15 protein-coding genes and 1 pseudogene are annotated in these 19,069 nt (G+C 72.1%); 12 read left to right on the top strand and 4 right to left on the bottom strand.

Going from position 1 to position 19,069, the window contains the following annotated elements; genetic code table 11:
* Nucleotides 1-135: 135 nt before the first annotated feature.
* A complete protein-coding gene (locus R4Z63_RS12200; protein WP_384447910.1) occupies nucleotides 136-678 on the bottom strand; it encodes a cysteine dioxygenase in 543 nt (180 codons plus the stop codon).
* A gap of 630 nt (nucleotides 679-1,308) precedes the next feature.
* Here R4Z63_RS12200 and R4Z63_RS12195 point away from each other — a divergent pair.
* From R4Z63_RS12195 to R4Z63_RS12185, 3 genes are all read left to right on the top strand, one after another.
* Nucleotides 1,309-1,572, top strand: coding sequence for a WhiB family transcriptional regulator (locus R4Z63_RS12195; RefSeq protein ID WP_003983763.1), 264 nt, complete (start codon nucleotides 1,309-1,311; stop codon nucleotides 1,570-1,572).
* Between the two features lie 238 nt (nucleotides 1,573-1,810).
* Complete coding sequence (locus R4Z63_RS12190) at nucleotides 1,811-5,443, top strand: glycosyltransferase (protein ID WP_384447907.1); 3,633 nt, start codon at nucleotides 1,811-1,813, stop codon at nucleotides 5,441-5,443.
* Entirely contained in the window at nucleotides 5,440-6,924 is a 1,485-nt protein-coding gene (locus R4Z63_RS12185; RefSeq protein WP_037925329.1) for a DUF5719 family protein, read from the top strand. The genes R4Z63_RS12190 and R4Z63_RS12185 overlap by 4 nt, the downstream gene beginning before the upstream one ends.
* Nucleotides 6,925-6,950: 26 nt before the next feature.
* Here the strand turns inward: R4Z63_RS12185 and R4Z63_RS12180 are convergent, their stop codons facing one another.
* Nucleotides 6,951-7,430: a metallopeptidase family protein gene (locus tag R4Z63_RS12180; RefSeq protein WP_370466515.1), complete on the bottom strand. Its 480-nt coding sequence runs from the start codon at nucleotides 7,428-7,430 to the stop codon at nucleotides 6,951-6,953.
* A gap of 90 nt (nucleotides 7,431-7,520) precedes the next feature.
* Between R4Z63_RS12180 and R4Z63_RS12175 the strand changes: the two genes are divergently transcribed.
* The 6 genes and pseudogenes from R4Z63_RS12175 (at nucleotide 7,521) to R4Z63_RS12150 (ending at nucleotide 13,238) form a co-directional block, all read left to right on the top strand.
* Nucleotides 7,521-7,904, top strand: coding sequence for a DUF3499 domain-containing protein (locus R4Z63_RS12175; protein ID WP_384447903.1), 384 nt, complete (start codon nucleotides 7,521-7,523; stop codon nucleotides 7,902-7,904).
* Nucleotides 7,905-7,982: 78 nt separating this feature from the next.
* Nucleotides 7,983-9,346: pseudogene (locus R4Z63_RS12170) on the top strand (phosphomannomutase/phosphoglucomutase).
* 286 nt (nucleotides 9,347-9,632) lie between these two features.
* Entirely contained in the window at nucleotides 9,633-9,815 is a 183-nt protein-coding gene (locus R4Z63_RS12165; protein WP_037925335.1) for a Trm112 family protein, read from the top strand.
* A 93-nt stretch (nucleotides 9,816-9,908) separates the two neighbouring features.
* Complete coding sequence (locus R4Z63_RS12160; RefSeq protein ID WP_384456440.1) at nucleotides 9,909-11,042, top strand: SIS domain-containing protein; 1,134 nt, start codon at nucleotides 9,909-9,911, stop codon at nucleotides 11,040-11,042.
* Nucleotides 11,043-11,081: 39 nt separating this feature from the next.
* Entirely contained in the window at nucleotides 11,082-12,242 is a 1,161-nt protein-coding gene (gene manA, locus R4Z63_RS12155; RefSeq protein WP_384456438.1) for a mannose-6-phosphate isomerase, class I, read from the top strand.
* Between the two features lie 72 nt (nucleotides 12,243-12,314).
* Nucleotides 12,315-13,238, top strand: coding sequence for a cation diffusion facilitator family transporter (locus R4Z63_RS12150; protein ID WP_037925340.1), 924 nt, complete (start codon nucleotides 12,315-12,317; stop codon nucleotides 13,236-13,238).
* A 75-nt stretch (nucleotides 13,239-13,313) separates the two neighbouring features.
* On the opposite strand, the gene lepB is transcribed toward R4Z63_RS12150, so the two are convergent.
* Nucleotides 13,314-14,000, bottom strand: coding sequence for a signal peptidase I (lepB, locus tag R4Z63_RS12145; protein WP_384456434.1), 687 nt, complete (start codon nucleotides 13,998-14,000; stop codon nucleotides 13,314-13,316).
* A 313-nt stretch (nucleotides 14,001-14,313) separates the two neighbouring features.
* Here lepB and ahcY point away from each other — a divergent pair, with 313 nt between their 5' ends.
* Both ahcY and R4Z63_RS12135 read left to right on the top strand, forming a co-directional pair.
* Complete coding sequence (ahcY, locus tag R4Z63_RS12140) at nucleotides 14,314-15,750, top strand: adenosylhomocysteinase (protein WP_037925342.1); 1,437 nt, start codon at nucleotides 14,314-14,316, stop codon at nucleotides 15,748-15,750.
* Between the two features lie 97 nt (nucleotides 15,751-15,847).
* Nucleotides 15,848-16,465 (top strand): hypothetical protein, encoded by a 618-nt coding sequence (locus tag R4Z63_RS12135; protein ID WP_384456432.1) that lies wholly within the window; start codon nucleotides 15,848-15,850, stop codon nucleotides 16,463-16,465.
* 14 nt (nucleotides 16,466-16,479) lie between these two features.
* On the opposite strand, the gene R4Z63_RS12130 is transcribed toward R4Z63_RS12135, so the two are convergent.
* On the bottom strand, nucleotides 16,480-17,406 hold the full coding sequence (locus R4Z63_RS12130; protein WP_052031129.1) for an RDD family protein: 927 nt from the start codon (nucleotides 17,404-17,406) through the stop codon (nucleotides 16,480-16,482).
* A 108-nt stretch (nucleotides 17,407-17,514) separates the two neighbouring features.
* Here R4Z63_RS12130 and R4Z63_RS12125 point away from each other — a divergent pair, with 108 nt between their 5' ends.
* Nucleotides 17,515-18,522, top strand: a complete 1,008-nt coding sequence (locus R4Z63_RS12125) for a stage II sporulation protein M (protein ID WP_037925346.1) — start codon at nucleotides 17,515-17,517, stop codon at nucleotides 18,520-18,522.
* Nucleotides 18,523-19,069: the final 547 nt, after the last annotated feature.

Below are 19,069 nucleotides of genomic sequence, written 5' to 3'. Positions count from 1 at the left end.
GCGGCGGGTGGGACTGTCAGCCGAAGGCTGTCATGCGAGGGGTGGTGGTCGGGCGGCGGGTGGGACTGTCAGCCGAAGGCTGTCATGGGAGGGGTGGTGGTCGGGCGGCGGGTGGGAGCCGCGGGCCGGTCGTGCTCAGGCGGGGACGGACTCGGACTCGGACGCGGACGCGGCCGGGGAGCAGTTGTGCATCGGCATCTGGGTGAGCCCGGGGAAGTAGACGTGCAGGCTGACCGCGCCTTCGAGGGTGTCGTTGACGACCTCGTGGGTGTAGCCGGGGGCGAAGACGCGCTGGCCGCCGGCGCGGTGGGTGAGCCGTCCGCGGGAGGTGTGTTCGGTGAGCTCGCCCTCCAGGACCGTCAGGACGCCGGAGGAGGCGCCGTGGTCGTGCAGGCCGCTTCCCTGGCCGGGGACCCAGCTGAGCAGCCAGACCTCGTAGCCGGGGCCGGTGCGCAGCCGGTGGTACCAGCGGGTGGTGGCGTCGTACTGGACGAGGTGCTGCCAGGAGGCGCGGTCCTCGGCGATGGAGCGGGCCAGGCCGACGAACTCGGCGACGGTGGCCGGATGTTCGCGGGCCGGCTGGAGGAGGTGCTGGACGGCGAGGATGTCGCCGGCGATCTGCAGGTCGCTTTCGACGGTCGCGGGGGCGGCGGTCGTGCTGGTGGTGGTGCTGTTCATCGGGGTGTACCTCGACGGATGTCAGTTGTGCTGGCGGTTGCTGTGGGGGGGAGGGCTGGAGCTCTGGGGAGCCGGGGCTCCACGGGCATCAACAGCAGCAACAGCAGCAGCGAACCTGGGCAGCGCACAGGAACCCACGAATGGGGGTCCGGGTGGTGGCTGCGGGCGCTGACATGCGAATAAGGAGAACGGGTGAGGGGTCCGGCTGTCAACTCAATGTCTGGTTTGGGGGAAAAGTTTCACCTCATCCGGTTGTCGCGCATGGAGAAAGGTTTGTGCAGTCGGCGGCGGGGCATGCGGCGCTGCATCGGAAGTCAAACCTGATCCGGCCATGTCGTGACCTGAATGTGATCTGCGCCGCTCTTCGGGATGCGCCGCAACCTCGTGTCGGGGTGGCGCGTGCATTACGGGTGAAGGTGACATCTGATGGCGCCGATGGCATGTGTCACGATTTTTGGCGATATGAACACTTTCTGCATAGGCTTGGTTCCGCAGAGTGAATAAGGGGCCCGATAGCAGATCCCGGCTTGACTGCCCCGGAGCCACGCACTTGTAATTTCACTCGTGTCGTTACGTAGCTATGAGTGACGACGTGACCACGGGGACGCACCAACAGAGCGAGGGGCGCACATGACCGAGCTGTTTCAGGAACTGCTGGTCGAGGAAGCGGACGAGGAGCTCGGATGGCAGGAGCGCGCCCTGTGCGCCCAGACCGACCCCGAATCCTTCTTTCCCGAGAAGGGCGGCTCCACCCGCGAGGCCAAGAAGGTCTGCCTCGCCTGTGAGGTCCGCTCCGAATGCCTTGAGTACGCCCTCGCCAACGACGAGCGATTCGGTATCTGGGGCGGCCTGTCCGAGCGCGAGCGCCGCCGCCTGAAAAAGGCGGCCGTCTGACACCGCCGGAGCCCCACCGGCCCGGCACCCGCAGTACCCCGCACGACATATCCGAACATCGGAGCACGGCGTCGAACGCGACGCACGGCCGAACACAGAGCACCGCACACGGTCCGCCTCCTGCACCTTCCCCGCAGGAGGCGGACCGCTGCTGTGGCAGCCGTTAGGGTGGGGCGCTGTCCAGCAGCCTCCGAGGGCACACCACCCCCGGACCCCCGGCCGGAGGGCCCGTACCGCGATGTCCCTGCACAGCCAGTCGACGGCCTCCTACCAGGCGCCCGTCACACCCGAGTTCCCCCGGCACGTCGTCACCGCGGTCCTCGTGGCCCACGACGGCGCCCGCTGGCTGCCCCGGACGCTCGCCGGCCTCCTCGGCCAGGAACGCCCCGCCCAGAGCCACGTCGCCGCCGACACCGGCAGCGCCGACGACTCCGCCCGGCTGCTCACCGAGGCCCTCGGCGACGACCGCGTCCTGCACCTCGCCCGCCGCACCGGATTCGGCACCGCCGTCGACGAATCCGCCCGCACCGCCGGCACCCTGACCCCCGAGGACCTCCCGTACCTCAAGCGCCCCAGCGGCTGGGACCCGGTCAGCCGCACCTGGCGCGACGACGCCTACGACCTCCCCGACCTGCCCCACGGCGAACCCGTCCAGTGGCTCTGGCTCCTCCACGACGACAGCGCCCCCGAACCCGACGCCCTCGCCGAACTGCTCCGCGTCGCCGACGAGAACCCCGACGCCGCGATCATCGGCCCCAAGCTCCGCGGCTGGTACGACAACAAGCAGCTCCTCGAAGCCGGCGTCACCATCGCCCGCAGCGGCCGCCGCTGGACCGGGCTCGACCGCCGCGAACAGGACCAGGGCCAGCACGACCAGGTCCGCCCCGTCCTGTCCGTGTCCACCGCCGGCATGCTCGTGCGCCGCGACGTCTACGAAGAGCTCGGCGGCTTCGACCGGCGCCTGCCCCTCATGCGCGACGACGTCGACCTGTGCTGGCGCGCCCAGAGCGCCGGCCACACCGTCCTGGTCGCCCCGGACGCCGTCCTGCGCCATGCCGAGGCCTCCGCCCGCGAACGCCGCACCGTCGACTGCGCCGGCCGCACCACCGCCAGCCCGCACCGCGTCGACAAGGCCGGCGCCGTCTACACGATCCTCGCCAACAGCTCCGGCCGCGCCCTGCCCTACGTCCTGCTGCGCGTCCTGTTCGGCACCGTGCTGCGTACCCTCGCCTACCTCGTCGGCAAGGCCCCCGGCCAGGCCGTCGACGAGATCACCGGCCTCCTCGCCACACTGCTGCGCCCCGGCCGCCTCCTCGCCGCCCGCAGGGCCCGCCGCCGCCCCGCCGTCCCCGCCTCCGAACTGCGCCGGCTCTTCCCCCCGCCGGGAGCCTCCCTGCGGGCCAACGCCGACCAGCTCGCCGGCTACTTCGGCGGCGACCGCCACACCGCCGCCGCCCCCGCCGGCCGGCACGGTGGCGGCAGCATCCTGAACGCGCCCGGCGAGGACGGCCCCTACGAGGAGACCGAGCGCTTCGCGCGCCTCAAGCGGATCGCCCGCAACCCGGCGCCCCTCCTCTTCGGCCTCCTCCTCCTGGTCTCCCTCGCCGCCTGCCGCGCCCTGATCGGCGGAGGATCCCTCATGGGCGGCGCCCTGCTGCCCGCCCCCGCCGGCGGCCTGGACCTGTGGAGCATCCACACCGACGGCTGGCACCCCGTGGGCACCGGCTCCACCGCCGCCGCCCCGCCCTACCTCGCCGTCCTCGGCGCCCTCTCCACCCTGCTCCTCGGCTCCACCCAGGCCGCCCTGACCCTCCTGCTCGTCGGCTCCGTCCCGCTGGCCGGCCTCACCGCCTACTTCGCCTCCCGGCCGCTCGTCGAGTCCCGGCTGCTGCGCGCCTGGGCCGCCACCGCCTACGCCTTCCTCCCCGCCGTCACCGGCGCCCTCGCCGGCGGCCGCCTCGGCACCGCCGTCCTCGCCCTCGTGCTCCCCCTCATCGCCCGCTCCGCGATCGCCGCCTTCGGCCTCGGCGAGCCGGCGGCCACCGCCGAACAGCGGGGCGGCTGGCGCGCGGTGTGGACCTACACGCTCCTGCTGACCCTCGCCACCGCCTTCACCCCGGCCGTCTGGCCGCTCGCCGTCCTCCTCGGCGCCGCCGCGCTCGTCCTGCGCCGCGCGCAGTGGAAGACGTACGGCCTGCGGCTGCTCGCCACCCTCACCGTCCCCCTCGTCGTCCTCGCCCCCTGGTCGCTCGGCCTGCTCACCCACCCGGGCCGCCTCCTCCAGGAGGCCGGACTGCCCTACGGAGCCGGCTCCGCGGGCGCGCTGGACCTGCTCGGCATCAGCCCCGGCGGTCCCGGCACCGGCGCGCGCCTGATCCTCGCCGGCATCGTCCTGGCCGCCCTGGCCGCCCTGCTCCGCGCCGACCGGCAGTTCGCCGTCCGCACCGCCTGGGCCACCGCCCTGGCCGCCCTCCTCCTTGCGGTCCTCGCCAACCGCACCGCCTGGGCCGGACCGGCCACCCTCGTGTACGGGGCCGCCCTCCTCGCTGCCGCCATGGTCGGCGCGGACGGCGCCAAGGACCGCGTCGCCGCCCGCAACTTCGGCTGGCGCCAGCCACTGGCCGCGCTGATCGCCCTCGCCGCCGCCGCGGGCCCGCTGATCGCCGCGGCCACCTGGACGCTCGCCGGCGCCGACGGCCCGCTCCAGCGGCGCGACCCGGTGCAGGTACCGGCCTTCGTCGCCGACGCCGGCGACGACGACAACCAGACCCGCACCCTGCTCCTCGACCTCGACGGCCCCGCCAAGGTCTCCTACAGCCTCGTCCGCGGCCCGGGCGGCCGCCTCGGCGACGCCGAGATCGCCGCCCGGACCGGCGACGACCCCCGGCTCGACAAGGTCGTCTCCAACCTCGTCGCAGGCTCCGGCGCCGACCAGTCCAGCCAGCTCAGCGCCTATGCCATCCGCTTCGTGATGTTCCGCCCCGGCGGTCCCGAGGAGATCCGCCGGGTCCTCGACGCCACCCCGGGCCTGAGCCGCCGCCACCAGCAGGACGGCACCGCGCTGTGGGGCGTCGAGCCCTGGCTGCCGCGCGCCGTCATCGTCTCCGCCCAGCCGGGCGAGGCCCCGATTCCGGTCGCCGCGGGCCCCGTCGAGGTTCACGGCAAGATCCCCGCGGGCGAGGCGGGCCGCGTCCTGCGCATCGCCGACCGGGCCGACGGCGGCTGGCAGGCCACCCTCGACGGCAAGCCGCTCGCGTCGAAGACCCTCGACGGCTGGGCCCAGGGCTTCGAGCTCCCCGCCGGCGGAGGCAGCCTCGACCTCGTCCACGAGACGTCCCTGCTGCGGACCGCCTGGAACTGGACCCAGGGCCTGCTCGCCCTGGTCCTGCTGGTCATGGCTCTGCCCGGCCGACGGGCCGAGCTCGACGACGACCTGCCCGAGGAGGAGGTCGCGACCGCCTCGGGGCCCGGCCCCGGCGAAGCCTCGGAGGGCCGCCGCGCCCGCAGGCTCCGCGCCGAGGCCGAGGCGGACACCGCCCCCGGACCGGTGGAGACCGCGGCCGCCGCCGACCCCTACGCCCAGATTCCCGCGCAGCCGGCGTACGGCGAGGACTCCTATGCCTATCAGGCCTACGGAGACCCGAGCGGCTACGCGTACGAGCCCCAGCAGCCCCAGCAGCCCCAGGAGCAGTACCCGTACGAGCAGTACCCCGGGTACGACCAGCAGCAGGACAGCGCCGCCTACGAGACCCCCTACCCGCAGCACCACCCACAGCAGTACCCCTACCCGTACGAGCCCCACGAGCAGTACCCACCGCACGACGTCCACGCACAGCACGACCCGCGTCCCGACGGGAGCCCCCAGCAGTGAAGCAGCGCGCACCCCTGACGCTGGCGGCCGTGGTCGCGGCACTGGCCGCCCTCACCGGCGCGGCCGCCCTCACCGCGCCCGCCCCCGCGGGCGGGGCCCCCGACGCCAAGGCGGCGGCCTCGGCCCGGATGCCGGTCGAGCGATCCCTCCTGGTGTGCCCGGGGCCCAGCTCCTCGGACATCGCCGAGACCACGTACACCTCCTTCACGCCGGGTTCCCCCGCCGGCCAGGGCAAGGGCTCGGCCCGGCTGCTCGGCGCGACCAAGGACGCCAAACCCGTCCTGGAACCCAAAGAGCCCGGCAAGCCGGTCGGCGCCACGGCCAGTGGTGCCGACGCCCCCGCACTCACCGGCAGCGCCGACGGGGTCCTCGCCCCCGGCTGGACGGCCCAGCTGACCACCAGGATCTCGGTCGGCCGGGCCCGGGGCCTGCTCGGCGTCGGCTGCACGGAGCCCGGCACCGACTTCTGGTTCCCCGGGGTCAGCACCGCCAAGGGGCGCGAGGACTACGTCCACCTCACCAACCCCGACGACGCGGCCGCCGTCGTCGACATCGCGCTCTTCGGCCCCGACGGTGCGGCCAAGACCGACGCGGGCGCCGGCGAGAACATCCGCGTCGACCCGAAGTCCACCAAGACCGTCCTGCTCTCCTCCCTCCTCCCGGCCACCCAGCTCGCCGACGCCACCGCCCACGTGACGACCCGGGCCGGTCGGGTGGGCGCCTCCGTGCAGGTCTCCGAGGAGAGCGTCGGCGCCGACTGGCTGCCCGCCTCCACCGACCCGGCGGGCTCGCTGGTGCTGCCCGGCATCCCGGCGGACGCCGCCTCCGTACGGCTGGTCGCCTTCGTGCCCGGCGAGGAGGACGCGGACCTGAAGCTGCGCCTGGCCGGACCGGGCGGCGCCATCAGCCCGGCGGGCAGTGAGCAGCTGCACGTCAAGGCGGGCATGACGGCGGTCATGGACCTTAAGGACCTGACCCGGGGCGAGCCGGGCTCGCTGCTGCTGGCCCCGGCGGACGCCAAGAAGACCACACCGCTGGTCGCCGCGGTCCGAGTGGTCCGCGGCAGCGGCGCCAAGCAGGAGCTCGGCTTCATCCCGGCCACCGGGCCGGTCGGCGATCGGGCCACCGTGGCCGACAACCGGCCCGAGGAGAACACCACCCTGCTGTCGCTGACCGCGCCGGGCGCTGATGCGAAGGTCAGGGTGACGGCGTCCCCGGGCACCGCAGGAGGCGAGCCCGCCTCCCAGGAGGTCACGGTCAAGGCAGGCACCACCCAGACGCTGACCCTGGCCCCCGCGGGCGGAAAGGGCTCCTACGCCCTCACCGTCGAAACCCTCTCGGGCGGCCCGGTCCACGCGGCCCGCACCCTCTCCCTCCCGAACGACGGCATCGCGATGTTCACCGTCCAGGCGCTCTCCGACGACCACTCCACGGTGTCGGTCCCCGAGGCCGAGCAGGACCTCTCCGTCCTGACCAGGTGATGGGCCGGGACCCCGCCGCGGCCGGATCAGTCCTGGCCGTAGCGGGGGTCCACCGTCTCCGGAGTGAGTCCGAGCAGCTCCGCCACCTGCTCCACCACGATCTCGTGCACCAGCAGCGCCTTCTCGTCGCGCGTCTTCGTACGGATCTCCACCGGCCGCCGGAAGACCATGATCCGGGCCGGCCGTCCCGGCCGGGACTCCGACACCGCACCGAGCGGCACCGCCTCGTCGTTCCAGCCGCCGTCGGCACCGCCCGGAGGCCCCGGCACGTCGCCGACCAGGAACTCCACCTCGGACAGCTGCGGCCAGCGCCGCTCCAACCGCTCCACGGAGTCCCGCACAAGATCCCCGAACAGCTCCGCCCGGCTCGCCGCCAGGGGTACCTGGGGAGGGGCCAGCGGACCGCGCATCCCGCGCCCGTGCCGGTCCCGCCGACGCGTTCTGGGCTCGACGGGGACCCCCGCGGGAGGCTCGGCGGGGCAGGGGGGAAGAGGCGTGTCCGTCACCCCCGCAGGGTAGCTCCGAGCACGACACGGGGGAGTGAGCAGCGGTGGAGTCGTCGCGGCCCGGTCAAGAGTGCGGTACCGTCCAACGTCGTGAGCCTTGTACGTCGCTGTTCGCGCACCGCGTGCGGCCGCCCTGCCGTCGCGACACTGACGTACGTCTACGCCGATTCGACCGCAGTTCTCGGCCCGCTCGCCACATACGCCGAACCCCACTGCTACGACCTGTGCGCCGAGCACTCGGAGCGCCTGACGGCCCCGCGGGGCTGGGAGGTCGTCCGTCTGTCCGACGGGTCCGGTCCGTCGCGCCCCAGCGGCGACGACCTCGAAGCCCTGGCCAACGCCGTTCGCGAAGCCGCGCGCCCGCCGGCCCGTCCGGCCGGTCCCGGCGGATCCGGCACGTCCGGCAAGGGCGGCCAGAGCACCGGCGAGACCCGCCGCGGACACCTGCGCGTCCTCAGATCGCCGGATTCCTGACGCTCGGGCCATCTGCGGAACAGCTGTGGGTTCAAGGTAGGTTTTGCCGAACCGCACAGAACCTCAGGAGGGCAGGCAGTGGCCGCAGATCTTTCGAACATCGTCAAGGCGTATGACGTGCGTGGCGTTGTGCCGGACGAGTGGGACGAGTCGCTGGCGGAGCTGTTCGGTGGTGCTTTCGTCGAGGTCGTGGGTGGGTCGGCGATCGTGGTGGGGCATGACATGCGTCCGTCGTCGCCGGGGTTGTCGGCGGCTTTTGCGGGGTGCTGCGGCGCGGGTGTGGATGTGACGTTGATCGGTTTGTGTTCGACGGATCAGTTGTATTACGCGTCGGGTGCGATGGGTCTGCCGGGTGCGATGTTCACGGCGTCGCATAATCCGGCGCGGTACAACGGGATCAAGATGTGTCGTGCGGGTGCGGGCCGGGTGGGTCAGGACACGGGGTTGTCGCAGATCGGGTGTTGGTGGAGGGGTGGCTGGACGGGGGTGTTCCGGAGGTTCCGGCGGGGACGGTGCCGGGGACGGTGACGGAGCGGGACTCCCTGAAGGGGTATGCGGAGCATCTGCGGTCTTTGGTGGATCTGGCGTCGATCCGTCCGTTGAAGGTGGTTGTGGACGCGGGTAACGGCATGGGCGGTCACACCGTCCCGACGGTGTTCGAGGGTCTGCCGTTGGAGGTGACGGAGATGTACTTCGAGCTGGACGGGACGTTCCCGAACCATGAGGCGAATCCGTTGGATCCGAAGAACATCGTGGATCTGCAGGCGCGGTGGTGGCGGAGGGTGCGGATCTGGGATCGCCTTCGACGGGGACGCGGACCGTTGTTTCATCGTGGACGAGCGTGGTGTGGGTGTGTCGCCGTCGGCGATCACGGCTCTGGTGGCGTCGCGTGAGCTGGCGCGTCATGGTGGGTCGGGCACGGTGATCCACAATCTGATCACGTCGTGGTCGGTGCCGGAGGTGGTGCGGGAGTGCGGTGGGACGCCGGTGCGTACCCGGGTGGGTCATTCCTTCATCAAGGAGGAGATGGCGAGGACGGGTGCGATCTTCGGTGGTGAGCATTCGGCGCACTACTACTTCAAGGACTTCTGGAACGCGGATACGGGATGCTGGCGGCGTTGCATGTGTTGGCGGCTCTGGGGGGTCAGGACGGTCCGTTGTCGGAGTTGGTGGCGTCGTATGACCGGTATGAGGGGTCGGGGGAGATCAATTCGACGGTGGCGGACCAGGCGGGCCGGTTGGTTGCGGTGCGGGAGGCGTTCGCGGGTCGTGAGGGTGTGGAGCTGGATGAGTTGGATGGTTTGACGGTGACGGGTGCGGGGTGGTGGTTCAACGTGCGTGCTTCGAACACGGAGCCGTTGCTGCGGTTGAACGTTGAGGCTCGTGACGTGGACACGCTGTCCCGGGTCCGGGACGAGGCCCTGGCCCTGATCCGGGCCTGACCCCCGGCCCGGGGGCCCTGCCGGGGGCCGGGCCCCTTCCGACCCCCGGGCCCGCGCCCTCCGACCCGAGCCGGACCCCCGGCCCCGCCCTGAGTCCCTCCCCACCCCGGCCGGGCGGGCCCCGGGGCGCGGATCCGGCGGAGCGGAGATCCGCAACACCCGCCCCAGCGGTCCCGGCGCCCCCGCGCAGCCGGCCTCCCACCCCCGCCCGCCCCAAGCCGCACCGGCGGAGCCCCAGCGGTACGCTGACCACGCCCCACCCGCATCCCCGAAGGGAACCCACCCCATGCCGCTCGAAGCCGGCCTCCTGCAGATCCTGGCCTGCCCCGCCTGCCACGCGCCCCTCGAGGACAAGACGGCCGACGAGACCCCCGAGCTGCTCTGCACGGGCCAGGACTGCGGTCTCGCCTACCCGGTCCGCGACGGCATCCCGGTCCTGCTCGTGGACGAGGCCCGCCGACCCGCCTGACCGGCACCACCGCACCATCCGCAGATCACCGCACGACACCCGCACCGCAACACGCGCAGACAGGTTCCCGTCACCCAACAGCCGGAGGCCGCCATGCTCGACGAGTCGCTCCTCGACGCACCGGACGATCTCGCCCGCGTCGACCGACGGGGCCTGCTCCGCGGCGCGGCCGAGGCCGGGGCCAGGGTCCGTACGGCGGCCCGGCACGCGAGCGAGGCGGGCATCGCCACCCTGCGCCCCGACGGCCGCCCGCGCGCGGTCCTGATCGCCGGGCCCGGCACCGCCGCCACCGGGGTCGCCGACCTGCTCGGAGCTTTCGCCGGCGCCTCCGCGCCGGTGATCCGCCTCGACCCCACCGGGGTCGCCCACGCCGCCGGGGCACTGCGCTGGTCCCTGCCCGGCTGGGCCGGGTCCGTCGACCTGCTGCTGGTGACCACCACCGACGGCACCGAGCCCGGGCTCGCCCTGCTCGCCGAGCAGGCCTACCGGCGCGGCTGCACCGTCGTCGCCGTCGCCCCCGAACGCTCACCGCTGAGCGAGGCGGTGGACGGCGCGCATGGCCTCCTCGTACCGATGGCCAAGGCCCCGTACCAGGAGTTCGACGAGTCCGCAGCCGCGGGCCCGGGCGCCCTGTGGGCCCTGCTGACACCCCTGCTGCTGCTCCTCGACAAGGTCGGCCTGATCACCGCGGCCCCCGACACCCTCCAGCTCGTCGCCGACCGGCTCGACCGGACGGCCGAACGCTGCGGGCCCGCCATTGCCACCTACTCCAACCCGGCCAAGACCCTCGCCGCCGAGCTCGCGGACTCGCTGCCGCTCATCTGGACCGAGGGAACCGGCGCCGGCCCCGCCGGCCGCCGCTTCGCCGCCACCCTCGCCGAGCTCGCCGGCCGCCCCGCGCTGGCCGCCGCGCTCCCCGAGGCACTGCCCGCCCACGGTGTCCTGCTCGCCGGCGACTTCGCCGCAGGTGCCGACCCCGACGACTTCTTCCGGGACCGGGTCGAAGAGCCCCAGGCCCTTCGCGCCCGTGTCGTTCTGCTGCGGGACCGGCCGGCCGGCGGCCTCACCGCCGCCCCCGCCGCACGCGAGCTCGCCCTCAGCCACGACACGGCGATCAGCGAGCTCGAACCGGAGGAAGGCGCCGAGCTGGAGCAGCTCGCCGAGCTGCTCGCCGTCACGGACTTCGCCACCGCCTACCTGGCGCTGGCGTCCGGGGGACACGGCTGACAACCGCGCACGTGCCCGGATCTCTCCAGGAAGACGACGATGGACCGCCTGACCAACACGATCCGCCCCTACGCCTGGGGATCCACCACGGCCCTGCCCGCGCTCCTCGGTGTCGAACCCACCGGTGAGCCGCAGGCCGAGCTGTGGATGGGAGCCCACCCGGGCGCCCCGTCGCGCGTCGACCGCGGTGCCGGGGTCAGGACGCTCGCGGAGGTCATCGCCGCCGACCCCGTGGGGGAGCTCGGTGCCGCCACCGTGGCCAAGTTCGGCCCCAGGCTGCCCTTCCTCTTCAAGATCCTCGCCGCCGGCGCTCCGCTCTCCCTCCAGGTCCACCCCGACGAGACCCAGGCGAAGGCGGGATTCGAGGACGAGGAGCGGCGCGGCATCCCGATCGACGCGGCGCACCGCAACTACAAGGACCCCCACCACAAGCCCGAGATGATCTGCGCGATCACCACCTTCGAGGGGCTGTGCGGCTTCCGCTCCCCGCGGGCGTCCGCGGACCTCTTCGAAGGGCTGGGCGTGGGCTCCCTCAAGCCGTACGCCGACCTGCTGCGCGCGCACCCCGAAGAGGCCGCGCTGCGCGAGGTGCTGACCGCCGTACTGAGCGCGGACCGCGAGCAGATGGCCCGTACGGTCGCCGAGACCGCGGCCGCCGCCGAGCGCCTGGGCGGCGAGTACGCCACGTACGCCGCCCTGGTCCACGAGTACCCGGGGGACCCCGGCGTCATCGCGGCGATGCTGCTCAACCACGTCCGACTCCAGCCCGGCGAGGCGCTGTTCCTCGGCGCGGGGGTTCCGCACGCCTACTTCGACGGCCTCGGCGTCGAACTGCTGGCCAACTCGGACAACGTGCTGCGCGCCGGTCTCACCCCCAAGCACGTGGACGTGCCCGAGCTGCTGAAGATCGTGAGGTTCGAGCCGAGCGACCCGACCGTCATGCGCCCCGAGGGGGACGGCGGCGAGGAGGTCTACGAGGCCCCCGTCGACGAGTTCCGGCTCTCCCGCTTCCTCCTCGCGCCCGGTGGCACCCCGCAGGTGCTCCCGGACGGCGCCCCGCAGATCCTGCTGTGCACGGCGGGCTCCGTGCAGGCCGGTGAACTGGCCCTGTCGCCGGGCGGATCGGCCTTCGTACCGGCGGGCGAAAAGGTCGAACTGGTCGGAAACGGAACGGTCTTCCGGGCCACCGTGGCCGTCTGACGCGGCGTCGGTGCCCGGGGCTGCAACAATGTGCGGCCGTAGTCACCGGCCCAGGAAGGACACCCCGCACCCATGAGCGCGTCGGGCGGTACCAAGGCGATCGTGGCGGCCCTCGCCGCCAACCTCGCCATCGCTGTAGCCAAATTCGTGGCGTTCCTCTTCAGCGGCTCGTCGTCGATGCTCGCGGAGAGCGTCCACTCGGTGGCCGACTCCGGGAACCAGGGCCTGCTCCTGCTCGGAGGGAAGAAGGCCCAGCGCGAGGCGACACCGCAACACCCCTTCGGGTACGGGCGCGAGCGCTACATCTACGCCTTCCTCGTGTCCATCGTGCTCTTCACCGTCGGTGGCATGTTCGCCATCTACGAGGGCTACGAGAAGATCCACGACCCGCACCCGATCGAGGCCTGGTACTGGCCGGTTGGCGTCCTGGTCTTCGCGATCATCGCCGAGTCCTTCTCCTTCCGTACCGCCATCAAGGAATCCAACGAGATCCGCGGCAAGCTCACGTGGACCCAGTTCATCCGGCGGGCCAAGGCCCCCGAACTGCCGGTCGTCCTCCTGGAGGACTTCGGCGCCCTCATCGGCCTGGTCCTGGCCCTCGGCGGCGTCGGCCTCGCCCTGCTGACCGGCGACGGTGTCTGGGACGGCATCGGCACCCTGTGCATCGGCGTCCTGCTCATCGTCATCGCGATCGTCCTGGCCGCGGAGACCAAGTCCCTGCTGCTCGGTGAGGCCGCCGGCGTCGAAGAGGTCGAGAAGATCAAGGCCGCGGCCGTCGACGGGGACGTCGTCACCCGCGTCATCCACATGCGCACCCTGCACCTCGGCCCCGAAGAGCTCCTCGTCGCGGCCAAGATCGCCGTCGAGGGCAACGACACCGCGGCCGAGGTGGCGGACGCGATCAACGCCGCCGAAGCGCGCATCCGCGAGGCGGTCCCGATCGCCCGGGTGATCTACCTGGAGCCGGACATCTACCGCCCCGAAGCCGCGAAGTAGTCCCGGGCGGTTCCCGTCCGTGCGCCGGAGGCCCCCGTGGGCAGCCCGCGGGGGCCTCCGGCGCACGTGCAGGGACTACGGCACGTCCACCTGCGTGGCGCCCCAGACGGGCCCGGGCGACTCGGCCGGCCTGCGCCGCCGGACCACGAGCGAGGCGATCCCCAGCCCGAGTGACAGAGGCAGGAGGCAGATCCCGGCGGACAGGGGCAGGCCGAGGACCACCATCAGCGGGGACTCCTCGTGCATCCCGGAATCGACCCCGGTCACCGCGGCCAGCGGCAGCGTCCCCCGGTGGTGTTCCGGATGGAACCGGGAGTCCTGGGAGTTGCCGCGGTTGTCGCCCAGCACGAACATGCGTCCCTGCGGCACCGAGACGGCGAAGCCCACTCCGCCGGCCCCGGCTTCGCCATCGGGCACGTACGGCTCGTCGAGGGGCTTTCCGTTGAGGGCCAGCGTCCGGTCGCCCATCGTGTAGGCGATGTGGTCCCCGCCCAGCGCCACCACACGTCCGACGAACGGGCCGTCGTACCCCCACTCGGCCGGGTCGTAGGTGACCACGTCACCGCGCCGGACCTCACCGTGGTCCTTCTCCATCAGAAGCAAGCTCCCGACGGGGATCGTGGGCAGCATGTTGTCGCCGAACTGCTTCACCGGGGTGAACCGGACGCGCATGTACGCCAGCGGACCGGCGATCAGCATGACGCCGAGCACCAGCAGGGCGATCGCCCAGATCCCCCGACGCCGTCCAGGCCTGCGTGCCATGAATCCCCCATCCCTCCCACCAGTACGAACGGCTGGAAGATTACGGTCTGGCCGAAAAGGCGCATCGGGTGGGGGTGAGACCGGACGCCACGCCATCCGGGCCGGCCCAGTTCTCCGTCCGACTGGGGCCGCCGCCGCCGATCGGTGTAGATTCGTGGGCAGTGTCAGGCGTCGCTGCTGATGGCGGGTCGGGCGGTCCCTGCGACCGGCCGAGGGGAGAGAGGACCCCCGACGGACTGTGCCCGGTGTCCCGTCCCCAGGACGGCGCACGGAACAGCCGTACCCACCTCTCGAACCATGAGGAGCAGCACCCATGGACTTCAAGGTCGCAGACCTCTCCCTCGCCGCCTTCGGCCGCAAGGAGATCACCCTGGCGGAGCACGAGATGCCGGGTCTGATGTCGATCCGCCGGGAGTACGCCGAGGCGCAGCCCCTGGCCGGCGCCCGCATCACCGGCTCGCTGCACATGACCGTGCAGACGGCCGTGCTCATCGAGACCCTCGTCGCCCTCGGCGCCGACGTCCGCTGGGCCTCCTGCAACATCTTCTCCACCCAGGACCACGCTGCCGCCGCCATCGCGGTGGGCCCGAACGGCACTCCGGAGAACCCGCAGGGCGTCCCGGTCTTCGCCTGGAAGGGCGAGACGCTGGAGGAGTACTGGTGGTGCACGGAGCAGGCGCTGACCTGGCCGAACACCTCCACCGGCGGCCCGAACATGATCCTCGACGACGGTGGTGACGCCACCCTCCTCGTCCACAAGGGCGTCGAGTTCGAAAAGGCCGGCGAAGCCCCGGACCCGTCCACCGCGGACTCCGAGGAGTACGCGCACATCCTCACCCTGCTGAACCGCACCCTCGGCGAGAACCCGCAGAAGTGGACGCAGCTCGCGTCCGAGATCCGCGGCGTGACCGAGGAGACCACCACCGGTGTGCACCGTCTCTACGAGATGATGCAGGCCGGTGACCTGCTCTTCCCGGCGATCAATGTGAACGACGCCGTCACCAAGTCGAAGTTCGACAACAAGTACGGCTGCCGCCACTCCCTGATCGACGGCATCAACCGCGCCACGGACGTCCTCATCGGCGGCAAGGTCGCCGTCGTCTTCGGCTACGGCGACGTCGGCAAGGGCTGCGCCGAGTCCCTCCGCGGCCAGGGCGCGCGCGTCATCGTCACCGAGATCGACCCGATCTGCGCCCTCCAGGCGGCCATGGACGGCTACCAGGTCGCCACGCTGGACGACGTCGTCGAGACGGCCGACATCTTCATCACCACGACCGGCAACAAGGACATCATCATGGCCTCGGACATGGCCAAGATGAAGCACCAGGCCATCGTCGGCAACATCGGCCACTTCGACAACGAGATCGACATGGCCGGCCTGGCCAAGGTCGACGGCATCGTCAAGGACGAGGTCAAGCCGCAGGTCCACACCTGGACGTTCCCCGACGGCAAGGTCCTGATCGTCCTGTCCGAGGGCCGCCTGCTGAACCTCGGCAACGCGACCGGCCACCCGTCCTTCGTCATGTCGAACTCCTTCGCGGACCAGACCCTGGCCCAGATCGAGCTCTTCACCAAGCCGGAGGAGTACCCGACCGACGTCTACGTGCTCCCCAAGCACCTCGACGAGAAGGTCGCCCGGCTGCACCTCGACGCCCTCGGCGTCAAGCTCACCACCCTCCGCCCGGAGCAGGCCGCCTACATCGGCGTCAAGGTCGAGGGCCCGTACAAGCCGGACCACTACCGCTACTGATCACCAGCCGATCAGCGGCGGACGGACCTGAAGCAGGCCCCCGGCACCCGTGCCGGGGGCCTGCCCCGTATCCCCGATCCGAAGAAGTGTGCGCACCATGCCCCGCGGCCGATACTCGCTCCACGACCCGCACGACCACGCCCCGCTCGGCGAGGAGCACTTCCACTGCGCCCCCGGCCCCTCCGGCTGGCGCTACGTCTCCCAGCTGACCGCCCCGGACGGCGAGCACCGCGGCTCCGTCGACCTCGCGATCGACGAACTCGGCCGGCCCATCCGCGTGGAGGTCAACGCCGCGAGCTGGCAGGTCCGTGGAGCCGCCCTCGACGGCGTCACCTGGGTCCGCACCGACCCCACCGGAACCGAGGCCGCCGAGGGCAACATCGCCGCCCCCGGCTTCACCGGCACGTCTCCGGCCTTCCTGATCGCCACGGCCCGGCTGCTGCGCCCGGCCCCCGGCGCGCCCGCCACCCGTGTCCGGCTGCTCGCCCTCACCGACCCGGTCCTGGCCCCGCGTACGGTCGACCAGGCCTGGGCCCTGGTGGGCCGCGAGGAGCACCCCACGGACAGCGGCCCGCTCCTGGTGGACGAGTACCGCGTCACGGCCCTGGACACCGGCGAGGTCCACACCGTCCACATCGCCGGCGATGTGGTCCTCTCCGCCCCGGGCATCGAACTGGAGCACCTCGAAACCCCGCCCTCGGCCTTCGAGGAGTGATGACCCCTCCGCCCTCAGGCGGGCGGAGCGAACCCGCCGGCCCGCGGAACCTCCGCGGGAGGCGTCGGCGCCACGGGCGCGGGTGTGACGTACGGGGTCGGGGAGGGGGCCGGCGTCGGGGGCACGGCAGCGGTCGGTACCGGCCCGAAGCCGGTCACGGCCGACGGGACGGGTGGGGCCGCGGCAGCGGAGGCCGCGTGGAAGGCACGGGCGGCATCGCGCGACTGGCGCTCATGGACCACGGCCATCAGGAAGGCCGCGGCCGGCACCCCTGCCGGCGGCGGCGCACCCGTACGCGCCACGAGGTCGTCCGCGAGCCGCGCCGCCATCGCCGCACCCACGTGCGGATCCAGCTGGTTCATCCGCGTCAGGTACTGGCGGATCGCCAGCCACAGCCCGTCCGGCACGGCTGACAGGTCCAGCTGGGTGAACCGCCCGGCCAGCCACGGCGGTGGCGCCGGTACCGGCATCACCCGCGCTCCCGGCACCCGCTCCCGAACCACCAGGGTCCCCGCGAAGACGTCTCCGAGCCGCCGCCCGCGCACCGACACCAGCGAGGCGATGGCCGCGACCGCGCCGAAGGTCAGCAGCAGCTCCACCACCCCGAGGGCGCCGCGCACCAGCGCGTGCCGGAACCGGATCGGCCCGCCGTCGTCGCGCACCACCCGCAGCCCGCAGGCGAGCTTGCCCAGAGATCGCCCGTGGGACAGCGTCTCCACCGCGATCGGGATGCCGACCAGCAGCAACACGAAGCTCGCCACCGCGACGGCGGCTTGGGCGGCCGGGTCCAGCGAGGCCGTCGCCATGGTCAGCCCGACCCCGATGAGCACGTAGGCGGTGACGTAGACGGCCAGGTCCAGGAGGATGGCCAGCGCGCGGCTGGGCAGCCTCGCAGGCCGCAGCCCCAGGACGACCGCGTCCCCCGTCACCAGTTCGCTCACCGCAGCACCTCTCACGTGACCTGCCCCGCCCCTACCGCATCAAGTCTGCCAAGCTGACCACACTAGGAATAGGCAGCGGCCAGGGGGCCTGGCAGGGGAGCGCACCGGATGGATCTCGACGTCTTCGTCACGGCACACCGCGCGGAGTGGGCCCGCCTGGAGCAGCTCCTGGGCCGCGGTCGCAAGCTCACGGGCGAGGAGGCCGACGAGCTCGTCGCGCTCTACCAGCGCACCTCGACGCACCTCTCCCTCATCCAGTCCAGTGCCCCCGACCCCATGCTCACCGGCCGGCTCACCCAGCTCGTCGCCCGGGCCCGCGCCACGGTCACGGGCACCCGCCGCGCGAGCTGGCGCGACGCCGCCCTCTTCTTCGCCGTCGGCTTCCCGGCCGCGGTCTACCGCAGCCGCCGCTGGTGGATACCGACGGCGCTGCTCTCCACTGCGCTCGGCGTCCTCATCGGCTGGTGGATAGCGACGCACCCCGAGGTCCAGGGCGCCATCGCGGCCCCCGAACACCTGAAGGAGCTCACGGAGCCGGGCGGCGAGTACGAGACGTACTACTCCAGCAACCCCGCGGGCTCCTTCGCCGCCCAGGTCTGGACGAACAACGCCCAGGCGGCTGCGATGTGCCTCGTCCTCGGAGCCTTCCTGGGGATCCCGGTGCTGTGGATCCTCTTCCTGAACATGGCCAACCTCGGGGTGGGCCTCGGCCTGATGGCCTCCGCAGGCCGGCTCGACGTCTTCCTCGGCCTGATCCTGCCGCACGGCCTGCTCGAACTGACCGCCGTCTTCGTGGCGGCGGGCACCGGCCTGCGGCTGGGCTGGACGGTCATCGACCCGGGTCCCCGCACCCGCCGCACGGCCCTCGCCGAGCAGGGCCGTGCGGCTCTCGGCATGGCCATCGGCCTCGCGGCGGTCCTGTTCGTCTCCGGTCTGATCGAAGGCTTCGTCACCCCCTCGGGCCTCCCGACCTGGGCACGCATCACGATCGGCGTGGCCGCCGAGGCGGCGTTCCTGCTCTACGTCTTCGTCCTGGGCGGCAGGGCCGCCCGCGCCGGCGAGCACGGCGACGTCGCGGCCGCCGACCGCACGGCAACGCTCCCGACCGCCGCCTGATGTGCGTACAAGCCTGCTGAGCTGCTAGTCTCCTCGTCGTCCCGCAAACGCCGTTGACACGGAACGAGCGGGGAGGTAGATTCGAACGGTTGCCTCGAACTGGACAAGTTCGGCAGCGACGGTTTAAACTCTCTCTCACCCCCATGGACCTCAAGATCCAATCGGGGTACGTCCGACTTTCCATTTCAGGAATTCGAAGCCGGGGAAATCCGGTGGAAAACTTCTGATAGAGTCGGAACTGCCGGAAAGGGAAACGCGAAAGCGGAAACCTGGAAAGCGCCGAGGAAATCGGACACGAAAGAGTCTGATAGAGTCGGAAACGCAAGACAGCAGAACGAAAGCCCGGAGGAAAGCCGCAGTGAGTGTCGCTGGGGTGAGTACAAAGGAAGCGTCCGTTCCTTGAGAACTCAACAGCGTGCCAAAAATCAACGCCAGAAGTTGATACCCCGTCCACTTCGGTGGATGAGGTTCCTTTGAAAAAGTCCTGTTCGGCCTTCGGGTGCGGGCAGGCAATTAAACACAGCGAGGACGTTGTGGTCAGTCGGTC

This window comes from Streptomyces sp. PL-29, from assembly GCF_058344425.1.
This window is presented reverse-complemented; position numbering and strand designations above follow the sequence as displayed.

Excerpts from the sequence above, each read along its gene's own strand:
- R4Z63_RS12200 (WP_384447910.1), bottom strand. The coding sequence starts at position 678 with ATGAACAGCACCACCACCAGCACGACCGCCGCCCCCGCGACCGTCGAA.
- R4Z63_RS12195 (WP_003983763.1), top strand. The coding sequence starts at position 1,309 with ATGACCGAGCTGTTTCAGGAACTGCTGGTCGAGGAAGCGGACGAGGAG.
- R4Z63_RS12190 (WP_384447907.1), top strand. The coding sequence starts at position 1,811 with ATGTCCCTGCACAGCCAGTCGACGGCCTCCTACCAGGCGCCCGTCACA.
- R4Z63_RS12165 (WP_037925335.1), top strand. The coding sequence starts at position 9,633 with ATGCCGCTCGAAGCCGGCCTCCTGCAGATCCTGGCCTGCCCCGCCTGC.
- R4Z63_RS12160 (WP_384456440.1), top strand. The coding sequence starts at position 9,909 with ATGCTCGACGAGTCGCTCCTCGACGCACCGGACGATCTCGCCCGCGTC.
- manA (WP_384456438.1), top strand. The coding sequence starts at position 11,082 with ATGGACCGCCTGACCAACACGATCCGCCCCTACGCCTGGGGATCCACC.
- R4Z63_RS12150 (WP_037925340.1), top strand. The coding sequence starts at position 12,315 with ATGAGCGCGTCGGGCGGTACCAAGGCGATCGTGGCGGCCCTCGCCGCC.
- lepB (WP_384456434.1), bottom strand. The coding sequence starts at position 14,000 with ATGGCACGCAGGCCTGGACGGCGTCGGGGGATCTGGGCGATCGCCCTG.
- ahcY (WP_037925342.1), top strand. The coding sequence starts at position 14,314 with ATGGACTTCAAGGTCGCAGACCTCTCCCTCGCCGCCTTCGGCCGCAAG.
- R4Z63_RS12135 (WP_384456432.1), top strand. The coding sequence starts at position 15,848 with ATGCCCCGCGGCCGATACTCGCTCCACGACCCGCACGACCACGCCCCG.
- R4Z63_RS12125 (WP_037925346.1), top strand. The coding sequence starts at position 17,515 with ATGGATCTCGACGTCTTCGTCACGGCACACCGCGCGGAGTGGGCCCGC.